Annotated in this window: 24 protein-coding genes and 3 pseudogenes; 14 read left to right on the top strand and 13 right to left on the bottom strand. The window is 65.8% G+C overall.

Annotation, left to right across the window (positions count from 1 at the left end; all coding sequences use genetic code 11):
* Positions 1-513 precede the first annotated feature (513 nt).
* Positions 514-1,413 carry a lipid A hydroxylase LpxO gene (gene lpxO, locus Q7C30_RS03685; protein WP_029614357.1) on the bottom strand — a complete coding sequence of 300 codons (900 nt, stop codon included), beginning with the start codon at positions 1,411-1,413 and terminating at the stop codon, positions 514-516.
* 204 nt (positions 1,414-1,617) lie between these two features.
* Here lpxO and thpR point away from each other — a divergent pair, with 204 nt between their 5' ends.
* Positions 1,618-2,166: an RNA 2',3'-cyclic phosphodiesterase gene (thpR, locus tag Q7C30_RS03680; RefSeq protein WP_317870704.1), complete on the top strand. Its 549-nt coding sequence runs from the start codon at positions 1,618-1,620 to the stop codon at positions 2,164-2,166.
* Here the strand turns inward: thpR and Q7C30_RS03675 are convergent.
* Positions 2,127-2,618: pseudogene (locus Q7C30_RS03675) on the bottom strand (NAD(P)H-dependent oxidoreductase); the annotation flags it as partial. The gene thpR and the pseudogene Q7C30_RS03675 overlap by 40 nt on opposite strands.
* Between Q7C30_RS03675 and Q7C30_RS03670 the strand changes: the two are divergent.
* A pseudogene (locus tag Q7C30_RS03670) lies at positions 2,618-3,169 on the top strand (TetR/AcrR family transcriptional regulator); the annotation flags it as partial. The pseudogenes Q7C30_RS03675 and Q7C30_RS03670 overlap by 1 nt on opposite strands.
* A gap of 9 nt (positions 3,170-3,178) precedes the next feature.
* Here Q7C30_RS03670 and Q7C30_RS03665 read toward each other — a convergent pair.
* Entirely contained in the window at positions 3,179-4,084 is a 906-nt protein-coding gene (locus tag Q7C30_RS03665; protein WP_039577408.1) for an AraC family transcriptional regulator, read from the bottom strand.
* A 180-nt stretch (positions 4,085-4,264) separates the two neighbouring features.
* On the opposite strand from Q7C30_RS03665, the gene Q7C30_RS03660 reads away from it, so the two are divergent.
* Positions 4,265-5,317, top strand: coding sequence for an NAD(P)-dependent alcohol dehydrogenase (locus tag Q7C30_RS03660; protein ID WP_039577411.1), 1,053 nt, complete (start codon positions 4,265-4,267; stop codon positions 5,315-5,317).
* A gap of 202 nt (positions 5,318-5,519) precedes the next feature.
* A complete protein-coding gene (locus Q7C30_RS03655; protein WP_317870703.1) occupies positions 5,520-6,746 on the top strand; it encodes a sugar transporter in 1,227 nt (408 codons plus the stop codon).
* On the opposite strand, the gene Q7C30_RS03650 is transcribed toward Q7C30_RS03655, so the two are convergent.
* A complete protein-coding gene (locus Q7C30_RS03650; protein WP_317870702.1) occupies positions 6,729-7,319 on the bottom strand; it encodes a LysE family translocator in 591 nt (196 codons plus the stop codon). The genes Q7C30_RS03655 and Q7C30_RS03650 overlap by 18 nt on opposite strands.
* 48 nt (positions 7,320-7,367) lie before the next feature.
* Entirely contained in the window at positions 7,368-8,198 is an 831-nt protein-coding gene (locus Q7C30_RS03645) for an AraC family transcriptional regulator (protein WP_295485315.1), read from the bottom strand.
* A gap of 206 nt (positions 8,199-8,404) precedes the next feature.
* Here Q7C30_RS03645 and Q7C30_RS03640 point away from each other — a divergent pair, with 206 nt between their 5' ends.
* Positions 8,405-9,205 carry a glycoside hydrolase family 16 protein gene (locus Q7C30_RS03640; protein WP_317870701.1) on the top strand — a complete coding sequence of 267 codons (801 nt, stop codon included), beginning with the start codon at positions 8,405-8,407 and terminating at the stop codon, positions 9,203-9,205.
* Here the strand turns inward: Q7C30_RS03640 and Q7C30_RS03635 are convergent.
* Positions 9,187-10,101 carry a LysR family transcriptional regulator gene (locus Q7C30_RS03635; RefSeq protein ID WP_317870700.1) on the bottom strand — a complete coding sequence of 305 codons (915 nt, stop codon included), beginning with the start codon at positions 10,099-10,101 and terminating at the stop codon, positions 9,187-9,189. The genes Q7C30_RS03640 and Q7C30_RS03635 overlap by 19 nt on opposite strands.
* Positions 10,102-10,203: 102 nt before the next feature.
* Here Q7C30_RS03635 and nfsB point away from each other — a divergent pair, with 102 nt between their 5' ends.
* Positions 10,204-10,854, top strand: coding sequence for an oxygen-insensitive NAD(P)H nitroreductase (gene nfsB / locus Q7C30_RS03630; protein WP_116888110.1), 651 nt, complete (start codon positions 10,204-10,206; stop codon positions 10,852-10,854).
* A 45-nt stretch (positions 10,855-10,899) separates the two neighbouring features.
* Here the strand turns inward: nfsB and Q7C30_RS03625 are convergent, their stop codons facing one another.
* The 4 genes from Q7C30_RS03625 to Q7C30_RS03610 all read right to left on the bottom strand — a co-directional run bounded on the left by Q7C30_RS03625 (position 10,900) and on the right by Q7C30_RS03610 (position 14,401).
* Entirely contained in the window at positions 10,900-11,445 is a 546-nt protein-coding gene (locus tag Q7C30_RS03625) for a cupin domain-containing protein (RefSeq protein ID WP_039577429.1), read from the bottom strand.
* An 88-nt stretch (positions 11,446-11,533) separates the two neighbouring features.
* The gene (locus Q7C30_RS03620; protein ID WP_317870699.1) at positions 11,534-12,748 is read right to left on the bottom strand and encodes an MFS transporter; all 1,215 of its coding nucleotides are present in this window, start codon (positions 12,746-12,748) and stop codon (positions 11,534-11,536) included.
* A 76-nt stretch (positions 12,749-12,824) separates the two neighbouring features.
* On the bottom strand, positions 12,825-13,358 hold the full coding sequence (locus Q7C30_RS03615) for a cytochrome b/b6 domain-containing protein (RefSeq protein WP_317870698.1): 534 nt from the start codon (positions 13,356-13,358) through the stop codon (positions 12,825-12,827).
* Positions 13,355-14,401 carry a catalase family peroxidase gene (locus tag Q7C30_RS03610; protein WP_317870697.1) on the bottom strand — a complete coding sequence of 349 codons (1,047 nt, stop codon included), beginning with the start codon at positions 14,399-14,401 and terminating at the stop codon, positions 13,355-13,357. The genes Q7C30_RS03615 and Q7C30_RS03610 overlap by 4 nt, the downstream gene beginning before the upstream one ends.
* A gap of 129 nt (positions 14,402-14,530) precedes the next feature.
* Between Q7C30_RS03610 and Q7C30_RS03605 the strand changes: the two genes are divergently transcribed.
* Genes Q7C30_RS03605 through Q7C30_RS03595 form a run of 3 tightly spaced genes read left to right on the top strand, consistent with a single transcriptional unit; the run spans position 14,531 to position 16,269 of the window.
* Positions 14,531-15,052, top strand: a complete 522-nt coding sequence (locus tag Q7C30_RS03605; protein WP_039577439.1) for a sigma-70 family RNA polymerase sigma factor — start codon at positions 14,531-14,533, stop codon at positions 15,050-15,052.
* A complete protein-coding gene (locus Q7C30_RS03600; RefSeq protein ID WP_317870696.1) occupies positions 15,049-15,801 on the top strand; it encodes an anti-sigma factor in 753 nt (250 codons plus the stop codon). Before Q7C30_RS03605 ends, Q7C30_RS03600 begins: the two co-directional genes overlap by 4 nt.
* Positions 15,802-15,852: 51 nt before the next feature.
* Positions 15,853-16,269, top strand: coding sequence for a hypothetical protein (locus tag Q7C30_RS03595; RefSeq protein ID WP_317870706.1), 417 nt, complete (start codon positions 15,853-15,855; stop codon positions 16,267-16,269).
* 3 nt (positions 16,270-16,272) lie between these two features.
* On the opposite strand, the gene Q7C30_RS03590 is transcribed toward Q7C30_RS03595, so the two are convergent.
* From Q7C30_RS03590 to Q7C30_RS03580, 3 genes are all read right to left on the bottom strand, one after another.
* Positions 16,273-17,541, bottom strand: a complete 1,269-nt coding sequence (locus Q7C30_RS03590) for a carbohydrate porin (protein WP_317870695.1) — start codon at positions 17,539-17,541, stop codon at positions 16,273-16,275.
* 107 nt (positions 17,542-17,648) lie between these two features.
* A complete protein-coding gene (locus tag Q7C30_RS03585; protein ID WP_039577447.1) occupies positions 17,649-20,066 on the bottom strand; it encodes a glucose/quinate/shikimate family membrane-bound PQQ-dependent dehydrogenase in 2,418 nt (805 codons plus the stop codon).
* Positions 20,067-20,284: 218 nt separating this feature from the next.
* On the bottom strand, positions 20,285-21,199 hold the full coding sequence (locus Q7C30_RS03580) for an AraC family transcriptional regulator (protein ID WP_317870694.1): 915 nt from the start codon (positions 21,197-21,199) through the stop codon (positions 20,285-20,287).
* A gap of 101 nt (positions 21,200-21,300) precedes the next feature.
* Between Q7C30_RS03580 and Q7C30_RS03575 the strand changes: the two genes are divergently transcribed.
* The 5 genes and pseudogenes from Q7C30_RS03575 (at position 21,301) to Q7C30_RS03555 (ending at position 25,736) form a co-directional block, all read left to right on the top strand.
* Complete coding sequence (locus Q7C30_RS03575) at positions 21,301-21,861, top strand: carboxymuconolactone decarboxylase family protein (protein ID WP_317870693.1); 561 nt, start codon at positions 21,301-21,303, stop codon at positions 21,859-21,861.
* Positions 21,862-21,903: 42 nt separating this feature from the next.
* A pseudogene (locus tag Q7C30_RS03570) lies at positions 21,904-22,971 on the top strand (acyl-CoA dehydrogenase family protein); the annotation flags it as partial.
* Positions 22,968-23,789 (top strand): ABC transporter ATP-binding protein, encoded by an 822-nt coding sequence (locus Q7C30_RS03565; protein WP_317870691.1) that lies wholly within the window; start codon positions 22,968-22,970, stop codon positions 23,787-23,789. The pseudogene Q7C30_RS03570 and the gene Q7C30_RS03565, both read left to right, overlap by 4 nt.
* Complete coding sequence (locus tag Q7C30_RS03560; protein WP_317870690.1) at positions 23,776-24,981, top strand: ABC transporter substrate-binding protein; 1,206 nt, start codon at positions 23,776-23,778, stop codon at positions 24,979-24,981. Before Q7C30_RS03565 ends, Q7C30_RS03560 begins: the two co-directional genes overlap by 14 nt.
* On the top strand, positions 24,981-25,736 hold the full coding sequence (locus Q7C30_RS03555) for an ABC transporter permease (RefSeq protein WP_116888118.1): 756 nt from the start codon (positions 24,981-24,983) through the stop codon (positions 25,734-25,736). Before Q7C30_RS03560 ends, Q7C30_RS03555 begins: the two co-directional genes overlap by 1 nt.
* Position 25,737 lies beyond the last annotated feature (1 nt).

Below are 25,737 nucleotides of genomic sequence, written 5' to 3'. Positions count from 1 at the left end.
CCGGGGGTACCGCGCTTAGGGGCCATCCATGGCCCCAAGCGCTTGACGGGCATCCATGCCCGTCAACCCCCTCCATGCCACCTCTGCTCGGCCTCCTGAGGTCGCGATGGGCGGCGTCTGAACTGGCGCGCGCTTAGAAGCAGAGCGGTAGGGCAGATGTTCGGGAGCGCTGCGCGCTCAAATCGCCGTTGCCGTTGCCGTTGCTTTTGATCTTAGTTCGCGGTAGCCCAATCACCGCCAACCGCGACCTCAGGAGGCCGAGCAGAGGCGTTGCGCAGGGAGGTGACGGGCATGGATGCCCGTCAAGCGCTTGGGGCCAGGACGGCCCCTAAGCGCGGTCCTCCCGGAGCGACGCCGGCGCGAGGGAACCCCGAAGCGCAGCGTAGGGGCCGGATGCGGGAGCAAGCGGTTTTTGCCCCCTTTTTTCCAAGAAAAAAAGGGGGTCGCCGTAAAGGCGAAAAGGTGACTAAGCATCACCCCAAAATCCGGATAATCACCCAATCACCCAACAAGTCAAATATAAATAAACACCAAAACCAACCCAGCCACCACCGCCCACTTCTCGAGGTAATACCGCGTCCGATTCCGCTTCTTCAGCGCCTTCCCCCGCTCCCGAATCCTGTAAATCCGAGTAAAGAGCCGGTTGATCCCCCCAGTCTTGTCATTCGCATCATTAGGCGCCGCCGCCGCCGCCATGACATTACGACTGAACCACCGGTTGAACGCGCCGGCCCAGCGATACTTCAGAGGCCGCTCCACATCACAGAACAGAATGATCCGATTCTGTTCGGTGGTATTGGCCGCATAGTGGATATAGGTCTCGTCGAACACCACCGCCTCACCATCGCGCCAGGAATACTTCTCCCCGTCGACGTCGATGTAACAGCCATCGTCGTTAGGCGTTTGCAGCCCCAGGTGATAACGGTACGACCCCGCATAAGGATCGCGATGACGCACCAGCTTGGCCCCAGGGGGCAGGGTGGCGAACATCGCTGCCTTCACCGTGCCGATGCCTTGCAGCAACTCGGTAGTACGCGGGCACAGACTCATCGCCGACGGATGACTTTCGCCATACCACTTCAAATAGAAACGCTTCCAGCCCGTCTTGAAGAACGAATTGAAGCCAACATCGTCATAGTTATCGGACTTCTTGATCTCCCCCGCCTGCAGCAGTTGCACCGCCTCTTCGCGGATTTCCTGCCAGTGGTCCTTCAACGGTTGCAGTTCCGGGAACGACTCGACCGGCAGGTAGGGCTTGGCCGGTAGCTTGGAGAACAGGTAGAGGAAGCTGTTCACCGGCGCCAGGAAGCTGGAGTGATCGCCCAACTGACGGGTCAGCTTGTGACGGACCCGGCCGCGCAAGTGAACATAGGCGATCGAGAGGACGAAGATCAGTACGAGAGCAATTTTCATGGACGGTTACTTGTCGAATAAAAATGGCCATGCGCCATGGCCGTAGCCTGCCAGCATAAACAATCGTGCGGACGGTTTGTACCTATTGTTGCTGCGTGACGTGGCTGGCTGGCACGATCCGCCGCTGTCAGCGCAAACGATTCAACCTCGCGCGTTTCTCCCTGTTAGTCAGCCGAAGCACTTCGAGCCAGGAGGCCAGTTCCAATGATTCAGGATGTCCGGTCGGGGGGCGAGCCCTTCAAACGACTGTTTTTCGCATTCTCTTTGGCTGAGCCGCAACGCCGTGCCATAGCCCAATGGCGGCGTGCGCTCGGACTGCGGGCCGGTAAACCGGTGCCCGTTGAGAACTTCCATGTCACGCTGCTGTTTTTGGGCGATGTACCGGCCGCCCAGGTGCCGGCGCTGTGCGCGGTGGTCGAGGGTCTGAAACGCCCGGCAGCGCCTGTGCGTCTACTGCTCGACCGCCTCCAGACCTGGCGGCGCCCAGGGGTGCTGGTACTCGAGCCGAGTGACACGCCCGTTGCACTGCGCCAATGGGTCTACGCCCTGCACCAGGCACTGCTGCCGCTGGGCATCGCCGACCAGGCCCGCGATTACCGTGCACACCTGACCCTTTCCCGCGACTACCCAGGCGAGCCGCCCGAAGCAGGCGTCGCGCCCGACTTTTACCTCAATGTACGCCAGTTCGGCTTGTACGAGTCGCGCAAAGGGCGCTACCTGCCGCTGGCCGAATGGCCGCTGAGCGGCGCTTGAGCCCCGAGGTCGAACAGCGAGCGACCCAACTGATGGGCCTGCTGAAGATGCCGCGCGGCCTCGGGGCCTTCACTGTCATCGAGCAGCAGCGAAGTCGAGACCTGCGCGCCGCACCAGTCGAAGATGCCGTGCTCGATTTGCGTGCGCATGGCGCGGTCATAGCCGTGCCGCGCGAACAGGCCCTGATCGGCGCCACCGAGGGCGAGCAGATGCACGGTGAGGTGCCCGAGTCGCTTGGTGGTTCTGCCCTCGGCATCGTAGTCGAAGGCCCAGCCGTTGCTGAACACTCGGTCGATCCAGCCCTTGAGCAAGGCAGGAAACGACCACCAGTAGACCGGGTACACCAGTACCAAGGCGTCCGCGCCTTCGATGCGCCGTTGCTCGGCGACCACTGCAGCGCTGGGTGGGCCCAGGCGACGATGTACGGCCAGGTCGGCGGGGGTGAAACTCCGAACGCCGACGCCAACTGATAGCCGTGGCGTGGCAGATGGTTCGAGAGGAAGGCACCGACGCCCTGAGTCTGGGGCGACTGGCTGAACTGGCGGGCGTTACGAAACCGGTGGTGTACGACCACTTCGGTACCCGAAACGGCTTGCTGGTCGCGCTCTACGAGGAGTACGACACGCGTCAGAGTGCGCTGCTCGACAGGCTGCTGGCCGACTGTGAAGCGACGCTCCAAGCGCGTGCGGCAGTGATTGCCGCCGCTTACGTCGATTGTGTGATGACCCAGGGCCAGGAGATGCCCGGGGTGGTGGCGGCACTCGCCGGCTCACCCGAGCTGGAGGCGCTCAAGCGCGGCTATGAAGATCCTTTTCTGGACAAGTGCCGCCAGGCGTTGGCGCCGTTCGCGCCGACTGGCGATATTGGCGTTGCGGGCCTGCGCCTGCTGGTCGGAGCCGGCGATGCCTTGGCCCAGGCAGCGGCCAGCGCAGAGGTCGAGCCGGGGCTGGCGAAGGAGGAACTGAGTGCGGCGATCAGCGCGATGGTGCTTCGCCAGAGATGACCCGGGTCGTTACACCGGCAGACTCTGATAAGGCAGTTCATCGCCCGGGCTGCGGGCGAACTGGCGCTTGTACTCGCGGCTGAACTGCGAGGTGCTCTGGTAGCCCACACGATGCGCCACCTGGGCCACGCCCAGGCGCTCGCCGATCAGCATCTGCTGCGCCTTGAGCAGGCGCAGACGCTTGAGGTACTGCATCGGTGCAAGCTCCGTGCAGCGCTTGAAGTGGTCGTGGAAGGTCGACACGCTCATGTTGGCGCGGCTGGCCAGCGCCTCCACGCTCAAGGGCTCGGCATAATGTTCACGCAGGTAGGCCAGCGCCGAGCCGATGCGGGCGAAATGGCCCTGCTGTTCCACCAGCGCCCTCAGCACGCCCGCCTGGGGACCGCGCAGGGCGGTATAGAGCACTTCGCGCACCCGGGTCGGGCCCAGCACCTTGGCATCCATCGGGTCTTGCAGGCATTCGAGCAGGCGCTCCACGCTGGCGCGCATGGCGGCGTCCAGCGCCGCCGAGCTCATCGACTGTGGCGTCTGCACCTGCACCGCCGGATCCGGCGGCAGCGCCATGCTTTGCACCAGTTCGCCAAGCACCGCGCGGTCGATGTCCACCGCCACGCCGAGCATCGGCGCCTGCGCGGTGGCGAAGGTCTCGCACATGAACGGCACCGACAGCGCCTGGATCAGGTAATGCCCTGCGCCGTATTCCAGCGTGCGCGGGCCCAGGCGCGCCAGCTTGCTGCCCTGGGCGAGGATGATCAGGCTCGGCTCGTAGATCTGTGGGCTGCTGGCCACGTAATGGTCCCAGGACAGGACCTGCACCTGCGGCAAGTGTGTGGCAACGAAGCCGGGGCGCGAGGCGAGGGCGCGAATCAGTGCGCACAAAGGCGCATTGGCATCAACGTGGTGGGTCAGGTGCATGGCAAACCGCAGGCAGAGGATCAGACAGTTGGATGATCGCAGATTGACAGTCTAGCGCCAGATCGCGGTGAGCAGGTTCGGAGAATCAGGCACGAATCCCGGAGGATCGACCGTGGTCCGCGCGGTCTGAGGTGCGCAAAATGGCACGCCTGAATCGTTTCAATCTGCGAGGTCCAGAGCATGTACACCGCCATCGGCTACGCCGCCCAATCCTCCACTGCGCCCTTGGCGCCCATGACCTTCCAACGCCGCGCCCTGCGCGCCGATGACGTCGCCATCGACATCCTTTACTGCGGCGTGTGTCACTCCGACCTGCACCAGGCCCGCAACGAGTGGGGTATCGCTGTGTATCCGCTGATGCCGGGTCATGAAATCGTCGGCCGCGTCACGGCGGTGGGCGACAAAGTGGGCAACTACCAAGTCGGCGATCTGGTCGGCGTCGGCTGCATGGTCGACTCTTGCCGTCAGTGCGAAGCGTGCCACAAAGATCTGGAACAGTATTGCCTTGAAGGCCCGACCATGACCTACGCCACGCCCGACCGCGTGGACGGCAGCAACACCATGGGCGGCTACTCCAGCAGCATCGTGGTCAGCGAGCACTTCGTCCTGCGCATGCCGCAGGGCCTGGACCTGCCGAGCGCAGCACCGATCCTCTGCGCTGGCATCACCACCTATTCGCCGCTCAAGCACCACGGCGTCGGCCCTGGCCACAAAGTGGGCGTGCTGGGCATGGGCGGTCTGGGCCACATGGGCATCAAGTTCGCCAAGGCCCTGGGCGCTGAAGTCACCGTGTTCACCCGTTCCCAGGCCAAGGCTGAAGAAGCGCGTCGTCAGGGTGCCGACCAGGTGATCGTGTCCACCGACGAGGCGCAGATGCGCGCGGCAGCCGGGCGTTTCGACTTCCTGCTCGACACCATTCCGGTGCAGCATGACCTCAACCCCTACCTGGAAACCCTGAAGTTCGACGGCGTGCACATCCTGGTCGGGCTGATCGAGCCGATCGACCCGCCGGTGCACGCGGCCAACCTGGTGCTCAAGCGTCGCGTGGTCGCAGGTTCCTTGATCGGCGGCATCGCCGAAACCCAGGAAGTGCTGGATTTCTGCGCTGAGCACGGCATTACCTGCGACATCGAGATGCTCGACATCCGCAACATCAACGAAGCCTTCGAACGCATGCACAAGGGTGACGTGAAGTACCGCTTCGTGATCGACATGGCCACGTTGCACGCCTGATACGGGCTGTCCGACCGGCCTTCGGCGCTACGCCACTGCCCTGTGTGGCGCCGCAGCAGACTCCTGCGGTTGTGGCGCCTGGCCACGCCGCGTACCATGGCCGTCATTCCCCCTAACAAGAAAAACCGTGCAGCCGCCGCCCTGAACCTCGGGCGGCGCTGTGCGTCCTATCGCTTTGCCTGCGGAGAATGCAGTGGCCTCCATGAATGCACCCCTACCCGAATCCCTACCTGCTCCGGCAGGCGGCGGCAGCTGGCTGAGCGTGATCGCGCTGGCGCTGGCGGCCTTCATCTTCAATACCACCGAGTTCGTTCCGGTGGCACTGCTCAGTGACATCGGCCGCAGCTTCGACATGACCACCGCGCAGGTCGGCTTGATGTTGACCATCTATGCCTGGGTGGTGGCCCTGGCCTCGTTGCCGCTGATGCTGCTCACCCGCAACATCGAACGGCGGCGCCTGCTGCTGCTGGTGTTCCTGGTATTCATCGTCAGCCACTTGATGTCATGGCTGGCGCAGAGTTTTGCCATGCTGTTGCTGAGCCGCATCGGCATTGCCCTGTCGCATGCCGTGTTCTGGGCCATCACCGCTTCGCTGGCGGTGCGTGTGGCGCCGGCCGGCAAGCAGGCCAAGGCGCTCGGATTGCTGGCGACCGGTACGACTCTGGCCATGGTGCTGGGCATTCCACTGGGGCGGGTGGTGGGCGAAGCGCTGGGTTGGCGCGTGACCTTCCTCAGCATCGCCGGCGTGGCCCTGGCCACCATGTTGTGCCTGATGAAGTCGCTGCCGCTGCTGCCGAGCCAGAACTCCGGCTCGTTGCGCAGCTTACCTGTCCTGTTCCGGCGTCCGGCACTGGTCATCACCTACCTGCTGGTCACCTTGGTGATCACCGCGCAATTCACCGCCTACAGCTACATCGAGCCGTTCGCCCTGCACGTGGCGCAGATCAGTGGCGACCACACCACGCTGGTCCTGCTGCTGTTCGGCGGCGCCGGTGTGTTCGGCTCGGTGCTGTTCAGCCGCTACAGCGATCGCTTCCCCCAGGGCTTCCTGCTGGGTTCGATCGCCTGCCTGGCGCTGTGCCTGCTGTTGTTGCTGCCGCTGGCCGGCAGCTTCACGGCATTCGCCGTGCTCAGCATGTTCTGGGGTGTGGCGATTCTCAGTTTCAGTCTGGCGCTGCAATCGAAGACGCTGAAACTGGCGTCCGATGCCACCGATGTGGCCATGGCGCTGTTCTCCGGGATCTACAACATCGGTATCGGCGGCGGCGCACTGCTGGGCAGCATCGTCAGCAGCCAAGTGGGCGTGGCCTATATCGGCCTGACCGGCGGCGCGGTGGCGCTGATCGGCCTGGTGATTGCGGTGACCAGCGCCCAGCGGTTTCGCCAGGCCTTGGCGGCGCCTGCGGCGGCGTCAGGCTCCGCTCAGTAGTGCCGACCACGCCGACACCAGCAGCACGAGCGCCAGCAGCTGGTTGAACCGCCGCCATTGCGGCGCTGCACCCAGCCAGCGGGCGCTGCCAACGCCGAGCAGCGCCCAGGCGCCCATGCAGGGCAGGGCGACCAGCAGAAACACCAGCGCCAATTGCCATACCGGCCACTGCGGTGCGGCGAACACCCCGATCACCGCCACCGCCATCAGCCAGACCTTGGGATTGACCAGTTGCAGCGATGCTGCGCTGCCCGCGCCGAAGCGCCGGGTAGTCGAAGCCTGAACCGGCTCGCCGGCAGCGCGAAACAACTGCCAGGCCAGCAGACTCAGCCACAGCGCACCGACCCCACTCATCACGTGCTGCGCCAGTGGATAACGCAGCAGCACCTCACCCAAGCCCAGCCCGACCAGCCAGACGATACCGGCCGCCGCCGCACAGGCCGAGACGATCGGTGCCAGGCTGGCGCGCAGGCCATGTTGCGCGCCGTGGGCGAGGATCAACAGGTTGGTCGGGCCAGGGCTGATGCTGGCGACCAGGGCGAAGAGCATGAAAGGCAGCAACGAGGGCGACATGAGCGAACTCCAGAAAGACCAGTCACCAGGGTGCAGGGTGAGCGCGGTTCAGTCTGGAAGGTTTGAGCAGCGGCGGCGGTAGTCGGCCGGGGTCAGCCGGTAGGCGCGGCGGAACCAGCGCCCCAGGTGGCTCTGGTCGGCGAAGCCCAAGGCCATGGCCACCTCGCTGGGCGTGTCGCCTCGGGCCAGCAGGCGCCGGGCGCGGGTCAGGCGCAACTGGATCAGGTAGGCGTGCGGGGCCAGGCCGAACGCCGCCTTGAACGCGCGCGTCAGGCGGAAGCGGTCGACACCACAGGCCTGCGCCAGGTCGCTCAGGCCGATGTCGCTGTCCATGTGAGCGTGCAGGTAGTCCCGCGCGCGCTGGGCGCTCAGCGGCAACCGTGGGTCGGGGTTGAGCCGCTTGCGCCAGTGCAGGTGGCGCGTCAGGCAGGCCAGTAGATCGTCCAGGGCAGTCTGGCGCACGATGCGCAGTTCCCCGCCGTGCAGGGCCTGAAAGGCGCGGCTGGTCGCCCCGGCCAGGCGCGGGTCGGTGCACAGGGTATCGGCGAACGAGGGCAGGCACCCGGCCGGTGTGCTGTCGAACAGCGCATGCACCTGGTTTTCCAGCCAATGGCTGTCCAGGTACAAGGTGCAGTAGGTGAACCCCTCGTGCGTGGGCGCCTCGCCATCATGCAGATCGCCGGGTTCGAGCAGGAACACCTGTCCCGGTGTACTGCAGTGGCGCACCCGGCGGCAGTTGAACTGTTGCACGCCCTGTTCGGTGACGCCCACCAGAAAACTGTCGTGCCAGTGCGGGTCGTAGGCGTGGCCGGTGAAATGCGCGCGGACCGACTCGATGCCCGTGTCGGCGTCCTGCTTGAGGTCGATCCAGTTGCTCATGGCTGTGGCTGTCCGGAGGCGTGGTGAACTAGCGTAACTCAGCGCCGAGGGCGGTGCTTAGAACGCCTGTGCAGCGCGGCGACCTGTGGGCCTTTGCAGATTTTGTACGGGCTGTCATCTGGTAATTCTGTCAGTTTCCAACGCCTCGGTCCGGTACATAGATTTCCGCTACGGCCTTGCATCTTCAAGGTAGTCAGGGGAATCGCATGAAAAAGCTCGTTTCGCTAGGCGTTGGTGCAGCCTTCGTCCTGCATCTGCACGTTGGATCGGCCCAGGATTATTTCGTACCACCGGGCGTGTCGCCGACACCGATCTTCGTCGAGGACTTCGAGGGTGTCGAACTGGACGCGCAGCGTTGGAGTCAGCGCGTGCCAGGCCGAAAAGACCAGTGCATCAACGAGCCTTCGGCGGTGACCGTGGACAGCGGCTACTTGACCATCCGCACCTATTCGCAGGCACACGCCGACGGCGAGGTCCGACACCACTGCGGCATGATCAGCACCCAAGACGAATTCATGGCCACTTACGGCTACTGGGAGGCAGCGGTGAGGTTCAAGCACGCCCCAGGCGTGAAGGTGGCGTTCTCGGTGCAATCGCCAACGATGGGCAGCGTGATCGGTGATGCCGAGAAATCCGGCGTAGAGATGGGTGTCTTCGAGCATCTTTCCGACGTGGAGCAGAGTCAGTACGCGCATGCGCTGCAGTGGGATGGCTACGGCGCCGAGCATAAAGCCTGGTCGCACCTCGACCAGCTCCTGACCCTGGCAGACGGTGAGTTTCACACCTTCGGCCTGTTGTGGGCCCCGGACCGTTATGAGTTCTACGTCGACGGTCAACTGAGCCAGCGCGTTTCCGCCAACGTGCCTATTTCACGCACCCCGCAGGCTATCAGGTTGAGTTCGGACATTGCGCGAGCCGATGCCCCGCAAGCCGGCTATGGCGATCGGCACACGGCACAGACCGACTTCGACGTCGACTACGTCCGGGTCTATCCGTTGCTGCCCTGATCTGCGTTGCACGGACGCATCTGCGCGAACCTGTCATAGAGCCACTGGTGCAGCCTCGTCACTGCCGCAGACAACTGCTTGCGGTGGGGGCAGACCAGCACCAGCGGCCGCAGATCCCCCGGAAAGTCCGGCATCAGCACGTCGAGTTCGCCAGCCGCCACATTGGCACTGACATCCAGCCAGGACTTGAAGGCGATGCCTTCGCCGGCCACCGCCCAGCGCCGGACCACGTCGGCATCGTCACAGAACAGCGGCCCACTGACCTGCACGGTCTGATCGCCCAACTGCCACCGATCGAACACCCGCGACTGCTGCAGGTACAGCAGGCAGTCGTGGCGCTTGAGGTCCTCCGGGGTGTGCGGGCGGCCGCGCCGCGCCAGATAGGCTGGCGAGGCCACCACCACCCGGCGATTCCAGGGCACCAGCGGCAGGGCGATGTAGTTGGCGTCTTCCTCGACGCCGTAGCGGATACCGACATCCACCGGGTCGCGGAAAAAGTCGGCCAGTTCATCGGAGAGGAAGAAGCGCAGGTTCAGGCTTGGGTGCTCGCGGCGAAAGGCGCTGAGCCAGGGCAGCAGCAGGTTGCGCCCGACGTCCGAGGGCGCCGACACCTGCAGCACCCCGCGCAGTTCGCTGTGGTCGCCATGCAGGCTTTCGCGGCCCTGGCGCAGGGTTTCCAGCACGCTGTGCGCGGTCGGCAGGTACAGCTCGCCCTCGGCAGTCAGGCGCAGGCTGCGGGTGGTGCGGGCGAACAGACGCACGTCCAGTTCGCGCTCCAGGCGCTTGATCGCCGCCGCCACCTGGCCGGGCAGTACGCCGGCCTCCTGGGCGGCCGCGGTGAAACTGCCGAGCACGCTGGAGCGGATGAACAGATGGAGGTCGTCGAGGCGCAGCATTTTCACTCCAGTGATGAAAGTGTTGCTGCATTCTGCCGGTTTTTCTGGCTGACAGAAAAGATAAGATACACGCCATCACTCTCCCAGACTGGAGCCGTACCGATGGATACCGTCACCCTGGCCAAGCGCCGCTATACCACCAAGGCCTATGACGCCAGCCGCATCATCCCCCAGGCCACCCTCGATGCCCTGCTCGAACAACTGCGCCATAGCCCGTCTTCGGTCAACTCACAACCCTGGCACTTCATCGTCGCCGGCAGCGCCGAAGGCAAGGCGCGCCTGGCCAAGGCCACCGAGGCGTTTGGTTATAACACCGGGAAGATTCTCAACGCCTCGCACGTGATCGTGTTCGCCACCCGCACCTCGATGAGCGAAGCGCATCTGAACGCCGTGCTGGACCAGGAGGCTGCCGATGGTCGTTTCCGCGATGACCAGGCGCGTGTCGGTCAGGACCAGACCCGCCGTGGCTACGTGAACCTGCACCGCTACGACCTCAAGGACGAGCAGCACTGGATGGAGAAGCAAACCTATCTGGCCCTGGGCACCGCCTTGCTCGGCGCTGCGGCCCATGGTCTGGATGCCACGCCGATCGAGGGTTTCGACAGCAAGGCGCTGGATGCCGAGCTGGGCCTGCGCGAACAAGGCTTCACCAGCGTGGTGCTGCTGGCGCTGGGTTATCACAGCGAAGACGACTTCAACGCCGGCCTGAGCAAGTCGCGCCTGCCGGCCGAGACCGTGTTCACGTACCTCTGATCGACCGCGCCGGGCCCTGTGTGCCTGGGCCCGGCGCCGCATCGATCAGAAGTTGGCCGGGGTATTGGCGCTGATGATTTCCGCCTCGTCCGGGCCGATGTTCTTGAAGCTGTGGGGCAGGGTGGTGGGAATGTAGTACCCATCGCCGGCGTTGAGCACACTGACCTGGCCATCGACCCACAGCTCGACCGTCCCGCGCGTCACCAACCCGCATTCCTCGCCTTCGGCGTGCACGATCGGTTCGCCCGAATCGGCGCCCGGTGCGTACAGCTCGCGCAACATGCGCATCTGCCGGCCTTCGACGCTGGCGCCCACCAACAGCATGCGCAGACCATTGCGGCCCAGATCGGGCTGTTCACTGCCGCGAAAGACATAGCGTTCTTCGCGCGCCGGCTCATCGAAGCTGAAAAACTCGGCGAGGCTCATGGGGATGCCTTCGAGGAGTTTTTTCAGGGAACTGACCGAAGGACTGACGCGGTTCTGTTCGATCTGCGAGATCGTCGAGTTGGTCAGGCCACTGCGGCGGGCCAGCTCGCGCTGGGAGAGGTTGTTGCGTTCACGCACCAGTTTGAGTCGTGTCCCCGTGTCCATAGCCGCCTTGTGAAGTGAGTGATCGGAGGTGTCAAAAATAATGGGCAGCGCATTAGAACACACTCTGATCCGCCGCGCGCTTGGCGCGTCAATCGCTGCGCGCAGCGGGTGCTGGCCAGAGCCCGACCAACAGCAACAACGCCGCCACGGCCAGGAACGGCAGGCGCGGATCGAGGGCGTAAACCAGCGTGCCGGCCAGCGGGCCGATCACCGCGCCCATGCCTTGCGCGGCGCTGATCGAGCCTGCCGTGGCGCCTTGCTCGCTCGGCCCCATGGCGTTGGCCGCCAACGCTGAGAACGCTGGGAAAACGAAGCCCATGCCGCCTGCGGCGATGAAGAAGCACGCCCACAAGGTCGGCGCGCTATTGGCCAAGGCGGCTGCCGCAAAGCCCAGGGCGCTGACGCTGGCGCCGACACGAATCATGCGCAGCGGCGGCCACTGCAAACGACGCAGCAGCAATTGCGCGCCGATCAGCGCCACGCCGACCATCGTCAGCGCGATACCGGCGGCCTGGGCGGCATCGGTGCTGTTCAGTTGCAGGCGGTCGAGGGCGAAGAACCCTACGGTGATCTGCGACACGGTCACGCTCAGCATCGCGCTGAAGGCCACCAACAAGGGGCGACGCAAGCGTGGATCGCCCAGGCGCACCGCACTGGACACGTGGTTGTGCGGCAGCGGCCGAGGTTTGAGCTTGAGCAGCAGGACCACGAAGGCGCAGGCTGGCAGCAGCGACAGGGCGAAGAACGGCAGGCTCAGACTGTAGCGGGCGAGCAGGGCGGCGAGCGCTGGGCCGAGCACCAGGCCGACTGCGTTGGCAGCGCCCAGCAGGGCCATGGCCCGAGCCCGCTGCTGCGGCTCGACATGGTCGGCGATCAAGGCATTGCCGCCCACCGGCAAGGCGGCGTAGAAGGCGCCGATCAAGCCCCGGGCGAGCATCAGCCCGATGAACGCCAGGGTTGCGCCGGGCAGCAGGCGCAGGGCGCTGTCGATGAATAGGCACAGCAACCAGTAGGCCACCGTGAAGCCGGCACTGCCCAGCAACAGGATGCGCCGTCGGCCCAGGCGGTCGGCTGCCCGGCCCCAGGGGCGGGCGAGCAGCACCCAGACCACGCCGGACACGGTGACCGCCGCGCCGGCCTGCCAAGTGGCCATGCCCAGCAGGCGGGCAATGGGGCCGATCAGCACGACGAAGGCCATCATCGCCATGGTGCAACCCATGTTCGCCAGCAGCAGCGGTCGAAGGTCGAGCGAGTCCCGTGCGCTGTGCGGTGAAGCGGAGGCGGTATCCTGTGCAGTTGTCATCGGTACAGTCCATTGGCAAGTGAAAAAGTCGGCAATGGTAGTAAGAACGAATTAGCCACGCCGACCGTCACATGCGTCAGTCGCCGCGACGCAAAGGCCCAGGCCACATGCTGCGCATCACCCCGTCGCGGCGCACCAACGCGTGCATCAGTGCTGCGGCGATATGCAGCACAACGGTGGCGAACAGCAGATAACCGGCCCAGCCATGGGCCTGGCGCAATACGGCATACAGTTGCAGGTCATGCGGTGCGATGGCCGGCAGTTGCAGTGGCCGGGGATAGCCGCCCGCCGAGAGCATCGCCCAGCCCAGCAGCGGCATGGCCAGCATCAGGCCGTACAGCGCCAGGTGCGAGGCCGCCGCAGCGAAACGCTGAAGCGGCGGCAGATCCGCCGGTAAGGGTGGGTGCGGCAGGCTCAGGCGCAGGGCAATACGCAGCACCACCAGCACCAACAGCGCCAGACCGGTGGCCTTGTGCAGTTCGATCAGCAGCGGGTGGCGGGTGGACAGGTCGCCGACCATGCTCACACCGATGAACAGCATGGCCAGGATCAGCACGGCCATGAGCCAGTGCAGCGTGCGCGCCAAGGGGTGAAAGGCAGCGGGTTTCATGGGCGGGCTCCTGCGCCGAGGGTTTCCCGGCTGCGACGGTTGAACGATTCCGAGTAGGCGGCCGAGCGTGCGGCCAGGATCGGGTCGGCGGAGGGCTGAATGCCGTCGGGCAGGATCAGCGGGTCGAAATTCAGGTCGCGGCAGGCACCCTGTTCGGGCGCATCGACCTGGTCGATCACCAAGGTGCCAGCGTCCACGCTGCGTCGTGTCTCCGGCCACTGACTGGCCGGGTCGTCCACCGCATCGCTGGGCTCGGCAAGGGTCAGGCGCAAGGTCCAGCGCAGCGGTGCCTGGCTCAGACGGTGTTGCAGGTCGTGCTGCAGGTAGAGGTTGTCCTCGACCTTTGCCGGCAGTGGGCTGAAGGGCGTCTGCGCGACCATGCGCCAGCGTACGGCCTGGCGCTTGCCCTGGGCATCGACCAGGTAGAACGCGTTGAGGCTGTTGTAGTCGGTGTTGGCGAAGCTGTCGCTCGGTTTGGCGCTGCCGGCCCATTGGCGGAATGCCGTGCTTTCCGGGTGGGCGGCAAAGAACGCCTGGAGCTTGGCCGGGTCCGGCTTGCCGGTGCCGGGTGCCGGACCGCTGGCCAGCACCAGGTCGTAGAACCCCTGTGGATCGCTGACCGCCAGCACTGGCGGGTTGTTCATGCCGGTTCGCCACACCTGGCCATCATCGCTGCTGAACTGCACCGCCAGGCTGCGCGTCGGCACGCCGGCGTCGGGGCTGTAGGGGTTGGCGCCGCCGATGGCGAAGCGCCCGATCACCGGCACCCGCGCCTGGCTGAACACCCGTGCCGTGGACAGTGCCTGGGCCTGACCGCTGCTTTCGAACCAGCCGCTGACGCACAGGCCTTTGGCGTGGTTCTTGCGGTAGCCGGGGTGATGACCGGCTTGGGCTTCAAAGGTGTCGATGATGCGCTGTGGCGTCAGGCCGGGGCGGCCGATCCAGCCGGCGGCATAGGCGAAACCTGCGCCCAGCGCGGCCACCGCGACGGCGATGGCCGCCAGGCGCAGGGCCTTGGCCGAACCTTGCAGGGGAGTGTTCATGGTGACGTTCCAGGTCAGTGAATGAGCCGGTATGACGCAGGGCGCGAAAATTTATTCCCGCGACGGGAATAGATTCGTTCCAGCCCCGTCTGATCCTTACACTGACAGCCCGCGGGCCCGGAATCCGATATGCACGACCTGGACGAACGACAATGGCGCGATCTGCTGCAGCGTTTGCGGCGCTTCGCCCTGTGGTTGACCCGCGACAGCGCGGCGGCCGACGATCTGGTCCAGGCCACCGTCGAGCGCGCCCTGGCCCGCAGCGGGCAGCGGCGCGCGGATGAAAACCGCCGGGCCTGGCTGTTCACCATCCTCTATCGGCTGTTTCTCGACGGCAAACGTCGCGAACGTCTGCACGCGCGCTGGCTGGGTTGGTTCGGCCGAGGCGCCCAGGCCGACGAGCCGCTGGGCTATGACACCGAAAGCATCGTACTGGCCCAGGCCGACCTGCAGGCCTTCGCGCGGCTGCCCAGCGAGCAGCGCGCGCTGTTGCTGCTGGTCAGCGTGGAGGGCCTGAGTTACAAGGAAGTCGCCCAGGCCCTGGCCATCCCCATCGGCACGGTGATGTCGCGCCTGTCGCGCGCCCGCGCCGCGTTGCGCGAACTGACCGAGGGCACGCCTGCATCCCCGGCCTTGCGGAGACTCAAATGACCGACCTGATTCCCACCGAGCACGAGTTGCACACCTATGTCGATGATCGTCTGACACCTGCACGGCGGGTCGAGGTCGAGGCGTGGCTGACGGCCCACCCGGACCAGGCGGCACGCATCGAAGCCTGGCGCCAGGACGCCCGGCGCTTGCGTGCGGCCTTGGCAGGCTTCAGCGACCTGCCGCCTAACCCGCACCTGGAGCTGGCGCCCTTGCGCCAACGCCTGGCTCGGCGCCGCCGCCAGCGTCTGGCCTCGGCGGCGGTGCTGGTGCTGGCGTTGGGGCTGGGTGGGTTCGGCGGATGGCAAGCCCGAGAGTCGACCTTGTTCGCCGGCCTGCTGCCGATGGCTGATGCGGTCCAGGCGCACAAATTGTTCGCCCAGACCGCGCAGTTGGATATCGCCGCCAAGGACCCGGCGCAGTTGCAAGCCTGGCTGGGTCGCCATTTCGCCCGCGTCGGTCAACTGCCGGACCTGAGCAGCTACGGCTTGCAGCCAGTGGGGGCACGGCTGCTGGCCAATGAGGACGGTCCGGCGGCATTGCTGGTGTTCCAGGATGCCGGGGGGCAGCGCATCAGCCTGTTCCTGCGCTCGCCGGGCGCGCACTACGGGCAGATGCCCAGTGGGCAGCGCGTGGATGGCCAGCTCGAAGCGCGGTACTGGTCCCATGGCGCCTACAACTTCGCCTTGGTCAGCGCCGCCGACGACAGTCGCGGCGAGCCTGTGCGTCAGGCGCTCGGCGTGAGCCTTTGAATGCGCGTAGGGGTGGGTGACGCCAGCGCTGAAAGCGCTATGCTTGCCGGCATGTCCAGCACACCACCCCTGCGTCAGCCCTGTCCTCCCGGCGCCTGCGATTGCGGCCGCGAGCAACTGCACGGGCAATCGCCCAAGGCCCAGCGCATCCTCTTGCTGACGCGGCAGGAGGAAAAGCGCCTGCTCGAACGCCTGGAGAATCTCAAGAGTCTCGAAGACCTGCAGCATTTGCAGACCAAGCTGTACGAGCAGTTGGGCATTCGTGTGCAGGTGGCGCCAGGCTACAACGAAGTGCGCACCATGCGCGGCTTCGTCATCGAGCTGCAGGACCAGCCGGGCCTGTGTCGCAAGACCCGGCAGGCGATTCCCGCTGCTATTCGCCGGGGGCTGGAGCGCAACCCGCAGGTGGCTTACCGCCTGCTCGATGCCCATGACTTGCTCGGCGGTGGCGGGGACAGTCTGGTCTGAGCCTCAGAAGCTCGCTTTGACCTGCAAGCCGACGATCAGCGCGTTATCGATCGCTTTGCCGGAGAAGGCGCCCGGCTCGATGATGTATTGCACATCGGGGCGCAGGTTCAGCCAGGGCGTGGCCTGGTAGCCATAGCTCAACTCGATCAATTGCTCGGCGCTGTCCAGGTCCGGAAAGTCGCGACCGGCCTCGAACGCCGAGGCTTCCAGCACTTCACGGCTGCGCGGGTTGGGCACGGCGCGGCCGTAGCCCAGCGCCAAGGTGTCGCGTGGGCGACCCTCGAAGGGCTTGTACAGCACCACGCCCGCGCCGTACCAGCGGGTGAAGGGCGAGGCCGCCTTGCTCGACGCCGAATACTGCCCGAAGGCATGCAGGCTGCGCCCGGCCGAGGTCGGGTCGTTCCACAGGGCCTGGTCGATCAACAGGTAATGGCCACCGCGCCCGGCCACTTCGCGGTCGCTGCCGATGCGCCGCACATTCGAGCTGTCGTAGTAGTAGCCCAGTTTGTATTCGCCCGGCAGTTCGCCCTGGAGCTTGTACACCAGTTCCACCGGTAGCACGGTACCGGTGGTGTGCTTGGGCCCCAGGTGCCAGGCGCGGCTGGAATTGCCATTACTCTGCGGGTCGACATTGAACGCGGCCACGCGCAGTTGCCAGGACGGCGAGAAGTCGTACTTCAGGCGTGCCCCCAAGTGCGCGTTGGGGTAGTTGGTCCAGCCGCTGCCGCCGGACATGTTCAGCGGGTGACCGCAGAAACCGGCGTTCATGAAGTTGCACAGGATGCCGCTGTCCAGGCCGCCCAGGTCGTTGCCCATGGCCATGTAGCCGAGTTTCACGTTCAGTGCCGGGGTGAACAGGCTGCGTTCGTAGCTCAGTTCGGTCAGGCGGGTGTACAGGCCACCGTAGTTTTCCTGGATCGGCAGGCGGTTGCCCACCAAGTCCGCGGAGGCGCTGTTGCCGCGACGGTCATTGATCGTCAGTTGGACCTTGCCGCCATTGTCCAGGCCGTACAGCTTCGACAGGTCGAACTGCACGCCGAGCTTGACGTTTTGCGAGTAACGCGCCGAGCGGTGCAGGCCACCATGGGCGTTGTAGGCGGTTTCGCCGCTGTAGTCGCCCGTGAAGCGGATGCCGTCGGCTTCGAGCTGGGAGCGCAGGCCGCCCCAGTCGCCGCTCAGGGTGGTGCGCTGCATCAGGTCGCCGTCGGCCAGGACGGCAGTGCTGGCCAGGGCCAGTAGCAGGGTAGGGGTCATGCGGGTTGCGGATGGCATTGCGGGGTCTCGGGTAGTCTTTCAGGGCCTGTGTGCGGATAAACCCGCACCTACAGCAGTTGCGCGACTGCAGGTGCGGGTTCACCCGCGAAACAGGCGACGCGTTCTCAAGGCAAGGCGTAGGAAATCACATAGTCGCCACGGTCAGTGGACTGCCGCGCCCCACCGGCGGTGATCACCACGTACTGCTTGCCGGTCTTGGGCGACACGTAGGTCATCGGCCCGCCCTGGCTGCCGACCGGCAGACGCGCCTTCCAGATTTCCGCGCCGTTGCTGCTGTCGTAGGCGCGCAGGTAGAAGTCCTGGGTGCCGGCAATGAACACCAGCCCGCCCTGGGTGGACAGGGTGCCGCCCAGGGTCGGCAGGCCGATCTTGATCGGCAGGTGCATGCGGATACCCAGGGGACCGGTGTCCTCGACGGTGCCCACCGGCACCTGCCAGGCGATCTTCTGGGTCTTCATGTCGATGGCGGTGAGGGTGCCGTAGGGCGGTGCCTGGCACGGAATGCCGGCCACCGACAGGAAGCGGTTCTTGTTCACCGCATACGGCGTGCCCTTGAGCGGCACCGCGCCCATGCCGGTGTTCAGTGCTTCGCCGCCGGAGGTGGCCTGGCCTTTGTTCTGCGACGGGATCATCTGGATCCACAGGCCCAGGCGCATGTCGTTGACGAAGATGAAACCGTGCACCGGGTCGGTAGACAGGCTGCCCCAGTTCATGCCGCCCAGGGAGCCGGGGAAGCTCAGCGACAGGTCGGTGCCTGGCGCGGTGTACAGGCCGTCGTAGCGCATCTTCTTGAAGTCGATGCGGCACAGCAGTTGGTCATACGGGGTGGCCCCCCACATGTCCGACTCGGTGAGGGTCTGCGCGCCGATCTGCGGCATGCCGACCGATTTAGGCTGGGTCGGCGAGTACGGCTCGTTGGGGATGTTGCTCGGCTTGACCGGTACTTCGTCGACCTGGGTCAGCGGTTTGCCGGTGGCGCGGTCGAGCACGTAGATCTGCCCGGCCTTGGTGCCGATCACCACGGCGGGTACGGTGCTGCCGTCGGGCTTGGTGAAGTCGATCAGGCTGGGCTGCATCGGCAGGTCGAAGTCCCAGAGGTCGTTGTGCACGGTCTGGTACACCCACTTCTCGTTGCCCGTGGTGGCATCCAGGGCCAGCACCGAGGCGCCGTAGGTGTGGTCGAGCTTGCTGCGTTCTACGCCGTAGATGTCGGTGGACGAGGAACCCATCGGCAGGAACACGGTGTTCATCGCCGGGTCGTAGGACATCGGCGCCCAACTGTTGGGTGTGCTGCGCACGTAGGTGCTGCCGTCGGCCGGGGCCTGGCGGTCTTGTGGGTTGCCCGGGTCGAAGGCCCAGCGCATCTGCCCGCTGATCACGTCGAAGCCACGGATCACGCCGCCGGGCATGTCGGTCTGGACGTTGTCGGCCACGCGGCCGCCGACCACCACGGTGGTGCCGGCCATCAGGGGGGCCGAAGACAGCTGATAGTAGGAGTCCGGCACGTCGCCCAGGCCGGCCTTGAGGTCCACTTGGCCGTTGTTGCCGAAGCCCTGGCAGAAGGCGCCGGTGTCGGCATCCACCGCGATCAGGCGGCCGTCGATGGTGTTGGTCAGCAGGCGGCGCTGGCAGTTGGCGCCCGCCGGTACGCTGGCGACAGTGACCGGCGTGCTGTTGGGCTGGCTCGGCTGGGCGGTCGGCACGGTGGCGTCGAAGTAGGCCATGCCACGGCAACGCTGCCAGACTTTGGACTGGGCGTTGATCTCGTTCTTCCACAGCTGTTTGCCGGTGTCGGCATCCAGGGCGATCAGGTTGTTGTGCGGGGTGCAGATGAACACCTTGTCGCCGACCTGCAGCGGGGTGAGCTGGTCTTCGGCGCCGTTGCCGTCGCTCACAGCCACGTCACCGGTGTGGTAGGTCCAGGCGACCTTGAGCTGGTCGACGTTGCTGCGGTTGATCTGGTCCAGCGCTGCGAAGCGGCTGCCGCCTTCGGTGTTGCCATAGTGCGCCCAGTCTTTCTGCTCGGTGCCTGGCTTGACGGCGGTCAGGCCCGGACCGTTACCGGTGGGGGCGACACTGGGGTGAGCGACGAACATGTTGCCGGCAGCGATGACCACCGCCACCGCCAGCACCGCCGCCACGCCGAACGCGCCACGGCCGGCGCGGGCGCCAGCGGCGCTCACCAGCAGCGGGTAGATCAGCGCCACCACGACGCCGATCACGGCGAACATGAACAGACGCGAGAACAGCGGCCAGAACACCAGGCCGACGTCAGCCAGCGCCCAGATCAGGGTGCCGATCAGGAACGCCGCGTACAGCCAGGCGCCCGCGGTCTTGCGGCGGGCGATCAGCAGCCCGGACAGGGTCATGGCCGCGCCGCCGATCAGGAAGTACCAGGAACCGCCCAGGCCGGCCAGCTTGATGCCGCCGGCGGCCAGCAACAGGCCGAGCAGGGCGATGATCACGCCCAGTCCTAGAAGGATGAAGGTTGAGGCGCCGGAGGCGCGGGGTGAGTTGTTCATGCCAGGGATCTCGCAGGTGGAATGTGCGAAGTCTAAGCCCTTAGCAAGCTAATTAACAAGTTGGTACATTTTGTTTTGTGACGGATTGTCGCAGGGCTGGCAGGCGTCATTTGAGAGCGGGTGTCGACATCGAGTCGCTAAAAGAAGCGAAATACGGGTAAACGCCTCAGCAGCAGGATTCGACCAAAGTCGAGGCGCAGATCCCTCTCTGCGGCTATTCAACCTTTGAGTTCATGCTGCTTTCGATAGGCACCCGGTTGCACCCCGACCGCCTTGGCGAAGGCTCGGGTAAAGGCCGCCACCGACTGATAACCGGCCTGCGCGCCGACCTGTTCCACGGTATTGCCCGCGCGCAGCAACTGGCAGGCATGGCGCATGCGCAGCGCCAGCAGCACTTGGCCTGGCGACTGTCCGGCCAGTTCGTTGAAACGCTTGAAAAAGGCCGAGCGCGACAGACCGGCGCAGGCCGCCATGCTTTCCAGGGTCCAGGGCTGGCCCGGCGCATCGATCAGGCGTTCGAGCAGTCCGGCGAATGCCGGCTGGCGGGCGAGGGCGATCAGGCCGCCCAGCGAGTCTGCACCTTGGCCATGCTGGCGCAGCACGTAGAGGAATAACAGGTGAGTGAGGCGTTCGAGCAAGGTCTGCGACGGCGCGGGTACCCGTCGGCACTCTTGCAGGATCAACTCGAACAGCGCCCGCGCAGCGCTTCCGGCAGGGTCTTCGGCGCGCAGCACGATCCAGTCGGCCAGCCCCTCGACGATCAGCGACGACAGCCCGGACTGGAACTGGAAGAAGCCGCATACCAGGCCCACACCGTCGCCGGCCTCCAGGTCCAGGGGCTGCATGCTGCGTCGCGGCTGAGCGCAGGCGTCGTGCGCATCGGCGTCGCTGGACAGCCGGTAGGGCAAGTCGCGCAGCAGGAACACCGCATCGCCGCTGTCCAGGCGCAGCGGCTCGGGCTGGCCGTCCAGGTGCAGCCAGCAATGCCCCTGGACCACCAGGTGGAAGCTGGCGCGGCCCATCCCCTGCGTGCTGGCGTGCCAGCCGCCGCAGTAACGGCCCACGTGGAACAGGCTGGCATCGAACTCCAGACCCTCTAATAACCAATCGACGAGATGGCAAGACGAAATCATCTAATGCAAAGACTCAGGAGCAAGGAAAGGCGACTGATGAATATGGATGCAACTTCTTATAACCAACAGACTGTAGGGACACTGTCAAAGGAGACCCCTCCATGTCCTCGCGCATTACTCTACACACTCTGCAGAGCGCCCCGGAAGCGGCGCGCCCGTTCCTCGAGAGCGCGCAGAAGACTTCCGGCTTCATCCCCAACCTGCTGGGCATCCTGGCCAACGCCCCGGCGGCGCTGGAAACCTATGTGACCGTGTCGGCACTCAATGGCAAGTCCGAGCTGACCTTCGCCGAGCGCGAAGTGGTGCAGTTGATCGCCGCGACCAATCACGGCTGCGATTTCTGCGTGGCCGGCCATACCGCCGTGGCCCTGAACAAGGCCAAGCTGCCGCCCGCCGTGGTCGATGCCCTGCGCGCCCGTGGCGAGCTGCCCGATGCGCGCTACGAAACCCTGGCCGCATTCACCCGCGAAGTGATCGCCACCCGTGGCAACGTCAGCGACGCCACCTACCAGGCCCTGCGCGACGCCGGCTTCACCGAGGGCAACGCGCTGGAAGTCATCTTGGGCGTGAGCCTGGCGACGCTGTGCAACTTTGCTAATGTGTTCGCCCAAACGCCGCTCAACGACCAACTGAGCCAATATCGCTGGCAGCCCGAGGCGTAATCCGCGCCCGTTGCCGGCACCCGGCGTGATCAAAGGAGTAGGGACATGCTTGATACTGCATTTCGTCACTGGCTGGATGCCAATGCCGAGGCAATCGACCAGGGCCAGTGCGACCCACACCGGGTCCTGGCGCACATCGCCGAATCGCAGGTGCTGCGTGTCGGCATCGCGTCGGCGCTGGGCGGCAGCGGTGGCGATGTCACTGATGCGGTGGAGGCCATCGCCGCCATCGCCAGCCGTTCGCTGGCCTCGGCGTTCGTCTGCTGGGGGCAACGCGCCTTCATCGAATACCTGTTGCACAGCCCCAACGAGGCGCTGCGCGAGCGTCTGCTGGCCGACCTGCTGAGCGGTGAATTGGCCGGTGCCACCGGCTTGTCCAACGCCATGAAGTTCCTCTCGGGCATCGAGGCCCTGCAGGTGCAGGCGCGTGCCCAGGCCGATGGCTGGACGCTCGAGGGCCGCCTGCACTGGGTCACCAACCTGCGCCAGAGCGGTTTCGTGGTGGCCGCCGCGATCGAGGCCGAGCAGGGCCAGGCACCCTTCGTCATGGCTATTCCCTCCGCCAGCGTCGGTCTGGAGCGCTCCGACGATCTGCAACTGATGGGCCTGCAATCGAGCAGCACGGCTGCGCTGGCGTTCCATCAAGTGCAATTGGACCGCAGTTGGCTGCTGCACGACAACGCCCGCGAGTTCCTGCCGCGCGTGCGCCCGGCGTTCCTGGCGCTGCAATGCGGCATGTCCATCGGCCTGGCGCGACGTGCCCTGGATGAGGTGCGCGAGCACTTGCAGGGGCGTGGCTCGTTCCTCGCCGAGGCCGAGCAGGTGCTGCGCGAGCGCCTGGAAAACACCGTCGGCGAGCTCAAGCAAGGCCTGCTCGATGGGCGTTTCCTGGCCCAGCCCGCGGCGCTGTTCAAACTGCGCATCACCTTGGCCGAAAGCGCCGCCGATGCTGTGCAGATGGAGCTGCAGGCCAGCGGCGGCAAGGCTTACCTGACCGCCTATGGCGAAGGCTTCGCCCGCCGCTGGCGCGAGTCGGCGTTCGTGCCGATCGTCACCCCGAGCCTGGTGCAACTGCGCGCCGAGCTGCAGCGCCAGGCGGCCAGTGTATGACCGACGTGCTGCTCGAAGCCCGCGCCATCAGCCTGGGCTACCCGCGCGACGGCGGCTGGCAGGCGGTGCTGGAACATTTCGACCTGCGCCTGGCGCCTGGCGAGGTGGTGACCATCCTGGGGCCAAGCGGCGTTGGCAAGTCCAGTCTGCTGCGGGTGCTGGCGGGGCTGCAGCAGCCTGGCGGCGGCAGCGTGTTGCTGCATGGCCAGCCGCTGCAAGGACCGCACCCGCGCCTGGCCGTGGCCTTTCAGGACCCGAGCCTGCTGCCCTGGCTGAGCTTGGAGAAGAACGTCGCCTTTGGCCTGGATTTCGCCCGCCAACCGAAGCTGGCCGCTGATCAGCGCCGGGCGCGGATCGACCATGCCATCGAGGCGGTGGGCCTGAGCCATGCGCGCAACCAGTACCCGGCGCAACTCTCTGGCGGCATGGCCCAGCGCACTGCGTTGGCCCGCTGCCTGGCGCGTCAGCCCGAAGTGCTGCTGCTCGACGAACCCTTCGGGGCGCTCGACGAAGTCACCCGCGCCGACATGCAGCAACTGCTGCTGCAATTGATCGCCACGCACAATACCGCGGCGGTGCTGATCACCCACGACATCGACGAAGCGCTGCTGCTGTCGGACCGCGTGCTGCTACTGGGCAATCACCCGGCGCGCACCTTGGGCCAATGGCACATCGACCTGCCGCAGCCGCGTGCACAGCGGGTCGAGGAACTGGGCGCGCTGCGCATCGACATACTGAAAACCCTACGGCAGGCGAGCCGCCCCACCTCACATCCTTCCTCACCCCTGTCGTCGGAGTCCGTTCATGTGCATGGATGATTGCTGCTCTTCCTCTTCGCGTCGCGATTTCATCAAGCTCAGCGCCATGCTCACTGCCGCCGGCGCCCTGCCGATGCTGGCGAGCCTGCAGGCGCGCGCCGCCGCCGAGCCCGATGCGCCGGTGCGCATCGGCTATTTGCCGATCACCGACGCCACGCCGCTGCTGGTGGCACACAACAACGGCCTGTTCGAGGCCGAGGGCATCAAGGCCGAGCGTCCGGTGTTGCTGCGCAGTTGGGCGCAGGTGATCGAGGCGTTCATCTCCGGGCAGGTCAACGTGATTCACCTGCTGTCGCCGATGACCGTGTGGGCGCGCTACGGCAGCAAGGTGCCGGCCAAGGTGGTGGCCTGGAACCATGTCGGCGGCTCGGGCCTGACCGTGGCACCGGACATCACCGACATGAAGCAACTGGGCGGCAAGACCGTGGCGATTCCGTTCTGGTACTCGATCCACAATGTCGTGCTGCAGCAAATGCTCGCCGACAGCGGCCTTACGGCGGTCTCCAAGCCAGCCACTGCGGCGTTGGCGGCCAACGAAGTGAACCTGCTGGTGCTGCCGCCGTCGGACATGCCACCGGCCCTGGCGAGCAAGCGCATCGCCGGCTACATCGTCGCCGAACCGTTCAACGCCCTGGCCGAGAACCTCAAGGTCGGGCGCGTGCAGCGCTTCACCGGCGATGTCTGGCGCAACCATGCCTGCTGCGTTGTGTTCATGCACGAGCACGACCTGAACAACCGTCCCGAGTGGTCGCAGAAAGTGGTCAACGCCATCGTCAAGGCCCAGCAGTGGACCCGCGACCACCGCGCCGAGGCGGCTGCGCTGCTGTCCAAGGCCGGCCCGAACAAGTACACCCCGCACGAACCGGCCGTGCTGACCAAGGTCCTGGCGCCCTCGGCAGAGGACCGCGCCGCCTACCTGGCCAGCGGCGCCATTCGCCATGCACAGTGGGATGAACGGCGTATCGACTTCCAGCCGTACCCGTTCCCCAGCTACACCGAGGAACTGGTCAAGCGCCTGAAAAACACCCTGATCGAGGGCCAGAGCGATTTCCTCGCAGCGCTCGATCCTGCGCAGACGGCCCGTGATCTGGTCGACGACCGCTTCGTGCGCAACGCCATCGCCGCAGTGGGCGGGCCCTCGGTGTTCGGCATCGCCGACAGCTTCGAGCGCAGCGAGGAGTTCGCGGACTGATGCGCAAGCCTGTGATCCATGCTGCCCTGGGCCTGGCCGGACTGGTGGCGTTGTTGCTGTTGTGGTGGGCCGGGGTGCGGGTGTTCGGCGAGGCCGATGGTTTGTCGGCGCGTTTTTCACCCCAGGCCACCTTGGCCAGCCTTGCCGAGTTGCTGGCGCACGGGGAGGTCTACGGGCACATCTGGGTGAGCCTCAAGCGCATCCTCATCGGCCTGCTGCTGGCGTTATTGATCGGCGTGCCGCTGGGGCTGCTGGTGGGCAGCTACCGGCACCTGGAGGCGGCGACCACGCCGGCCTTCCAGTTCCTGCGCATGATCTCGCCGCTGTCGTGGATGCCGGTGGTGGTGATGCTGATGGGCGTGGGCGATCAACCGATCTACTTCCTGCTGGCCTTCGCCGCGCTATGGCCGATCCTGCTCAACACGGCGGCCGGGGTGCGTCAGCTCGACCCGCGTTGGCTGCAACTGTCGCGCAGCCTCAGCGCCACGCGCTGGGAAACCCTGTGCAAGGTGATCGTCCCCGGCGTGATCGGCCATGTGCTGACGGGCGTGCGCTTGGCCATCGGCATCCTGTGGATCGTGCTGGTGCCGTGCGAGATGCTTGGCGTCAGCGCCGGGCTGGGCTATTTCATCCTCGACACCCGCGACCGCCTGGCCTATTCGGAACTGATGGCGATGGTGCTGTTGATCGGTGCGCTGGGCTTTTTACTCGACGCCCTGGCGCGTGGGCTGCATCGGCGCTGGGTGCATGCCTGAG

This window comes from Pseudomonas sp. RAC1 (assembly GCF_030658255.1).
In the GTDB taxonomy this organism is placed as follows: domain Bacteria; phylum Pseudomonadota; class Gammaproteobacteria; order Pseudomonadales; family Pseudomonadaceae; genus Aquipseudomonas; species Aquipseudomonas boreofloridensis.
Note: the sequence above shows the minus strand (reverse complement) of the source record. Positions and strands in the feature narration are given on the sequence as shown.

Excerpts from the sequence above, each read along its gene's own strand:
- lpxO (WP_029614357.1), bottom strand. The coding sequence starts at position 1,413 with ATGAAAATTGCTCTCGTACTGATCTTCGTCCTCTCGATCGCCTATGTT.
- thpR (WP_317870704.1), top strand. The coding sequence starts at position 1,618 with ATGATTCAGGATGTCCGGTCGGGGGGCGAGCCCTTCAAACGACTGTTT.
- Q7C30_RS03665 (WP_039577408.1), bottom strand. The coding sequence starts at position 4,084 with ATGCACCTGACCCACCACGTTGATGCCAATGCGCCTTTGTGCGCACTG.
- Q7C30_RS03660 (WP_039577411.1), top strand. The coding sequence starts at position 4,265 with ATGTACACCGCCATCGGCTACGCCGCCCAATCCTCCACTGCGCCCTTG.
- Q7C30_RS03655 (WP_317870703.1), top strand. The coding sequence starts at position 5,520 with ATGAATGCACCCCTACCCGAATCCCTACCTGCTCCGGCAGGCGGCGGC.
- Q7C30_RS03650 (WP_317870702.1), bottom strand. The coding sequence starts at position 7,319 with ATGTCGCCCTCGTTGCTGCCTTTCATGCTCTTCGCCCTGGTCGCCAGC.
- Q7C30_RS03645 (WP_295485315.1), bottom strand. The coding sequence starts at position 8,198 with ATGAGCAACTGGATCGACCTCAAGCAGGACGCCGACACGGGCATCGAG.
- Q7C30_RS03640 (WP_317870701.1), top strand. The coding sequence starts at position 8,405 with ATGAAAAAGCTCGTTTCGCTAGGCGTTGGTGCAGCCTTCGTCCTGCAT.
- Q7C30_RS03635 (WP_317870700.1), bottom strand. The coding sequence starts at position 10,101 with ATGCTGCGCCTCGACGACCTCCATCTGTTCATCCGCTCCAGCGTGCTC.
- nfsB (WP_116888110.1), top strand. The coding sequence starts at position 10,204 with ATGGATACCGTCACCCTGGCCAAGCGCCGCTATACCACCAAGGCCTAT.
- Q7C30_RS03625 (WP_039577429.1), bottom strand. The coding sequence starts at position 11,445 with ATGGACACGGGGACACGACTCAAACTGGTGCGTGAACGCAACAACCTC.
- Q7C30_RS03620 (WP_317870699.1), bottom strand. The coding sequence starts at position 12,748 with ATGACAACTGCACAGGATACCGCCTCCGCTTCACCGCACAGCGCACGG.
- Q7C30_RS03615 (WP_317870698.1), bottom strand. The coding sequence starts at position 13,358 with ATGAAACCCGCTGCCTTTCACCCCTTGGCGCGCACGCTGCACTGGCTC.
- Q7C30_RS03610 (WP_317870697.1), bottom strand. The coding sequence starts at position 14,401 with ATGAACACTCCCCTGCAAGGTTCGGCCAAGGCCCTGCGCCTGGCGGCC.
- Q7C30_RS03605 (WP_039577439.1), top strand. The coding sequence starts at position 14,531 with ATGCACGACCTGGACGAACGACAATGGCGCGATCTGCTGCAGCGTTTG.
- Q7C30_RS03600 (WP_317870696.1), top strand. The coding sequence starts at position 15,049 with ATGACCGACCTGATTCCCACCGAGCACGAGTTGCACACCTATGTCGAT.
- Q7C30_RS03595 (WP_317870706.1), top strand. The coding sequence starts at position 15,853 with ATGTCCAGCACACCACCCCTGCGTCAGCCCTGTCCTCCCGGCGCCTGC.
- Q7C30_RS03590 (WP_317870695.1), bottom strand. The coding sequence starts at position 17,541 with ATGCCATCCGCAACCCGCATGACCCCTACCCTGCTACTGGCCCTGGCC.
- Q7C30_RS03585 (WP_039577447.1), bottom strand. The coding sequence starts at position 20,066 with ATGAACAACTCACCCCGCGCCTCCGGCGCCTCAACCTTCATCCTTCTA.
- Q7C30_RS03580 (WP_317870694.1), bottom strand. The coding sequence starts at position 21,199 with ATGATTTCGTCTTGCCATCTCGTCGATTGGTTATTAGAGGGTCTGGAG.
- Q7C30_RS03575 (WP_317870693.1), top strand. The coding sequence starts at position 21,301 with ATGTCCTCGCGCATTACTCTACACACTCTGCAGAGCGCCCCGGAAGCG.
- Q7C30_RS03565 (WP_317870691.1), top strand. The coding sequence starts at position 22,968 with ATGACCGACGTGCTGCTCGAAGCCCGCGCCATCAGCCTGGGCTACCCG.
- Q7C30_RS03560 (WP_317870690.1), top strand. The coding sequence starts at position 23,776 with ATGTGCATGGATGATTGCTGCTCTTCCTCTTCGCGTCGCGATTTCATC.
- Q7C30_RS03555 (WP_116888118.1), top strand. The coding sequence starts at position 24,981 with ATGCGCAAGCCTGTGATCCATGCTGCCCTGGGCCTGGCCGGACTGGTG.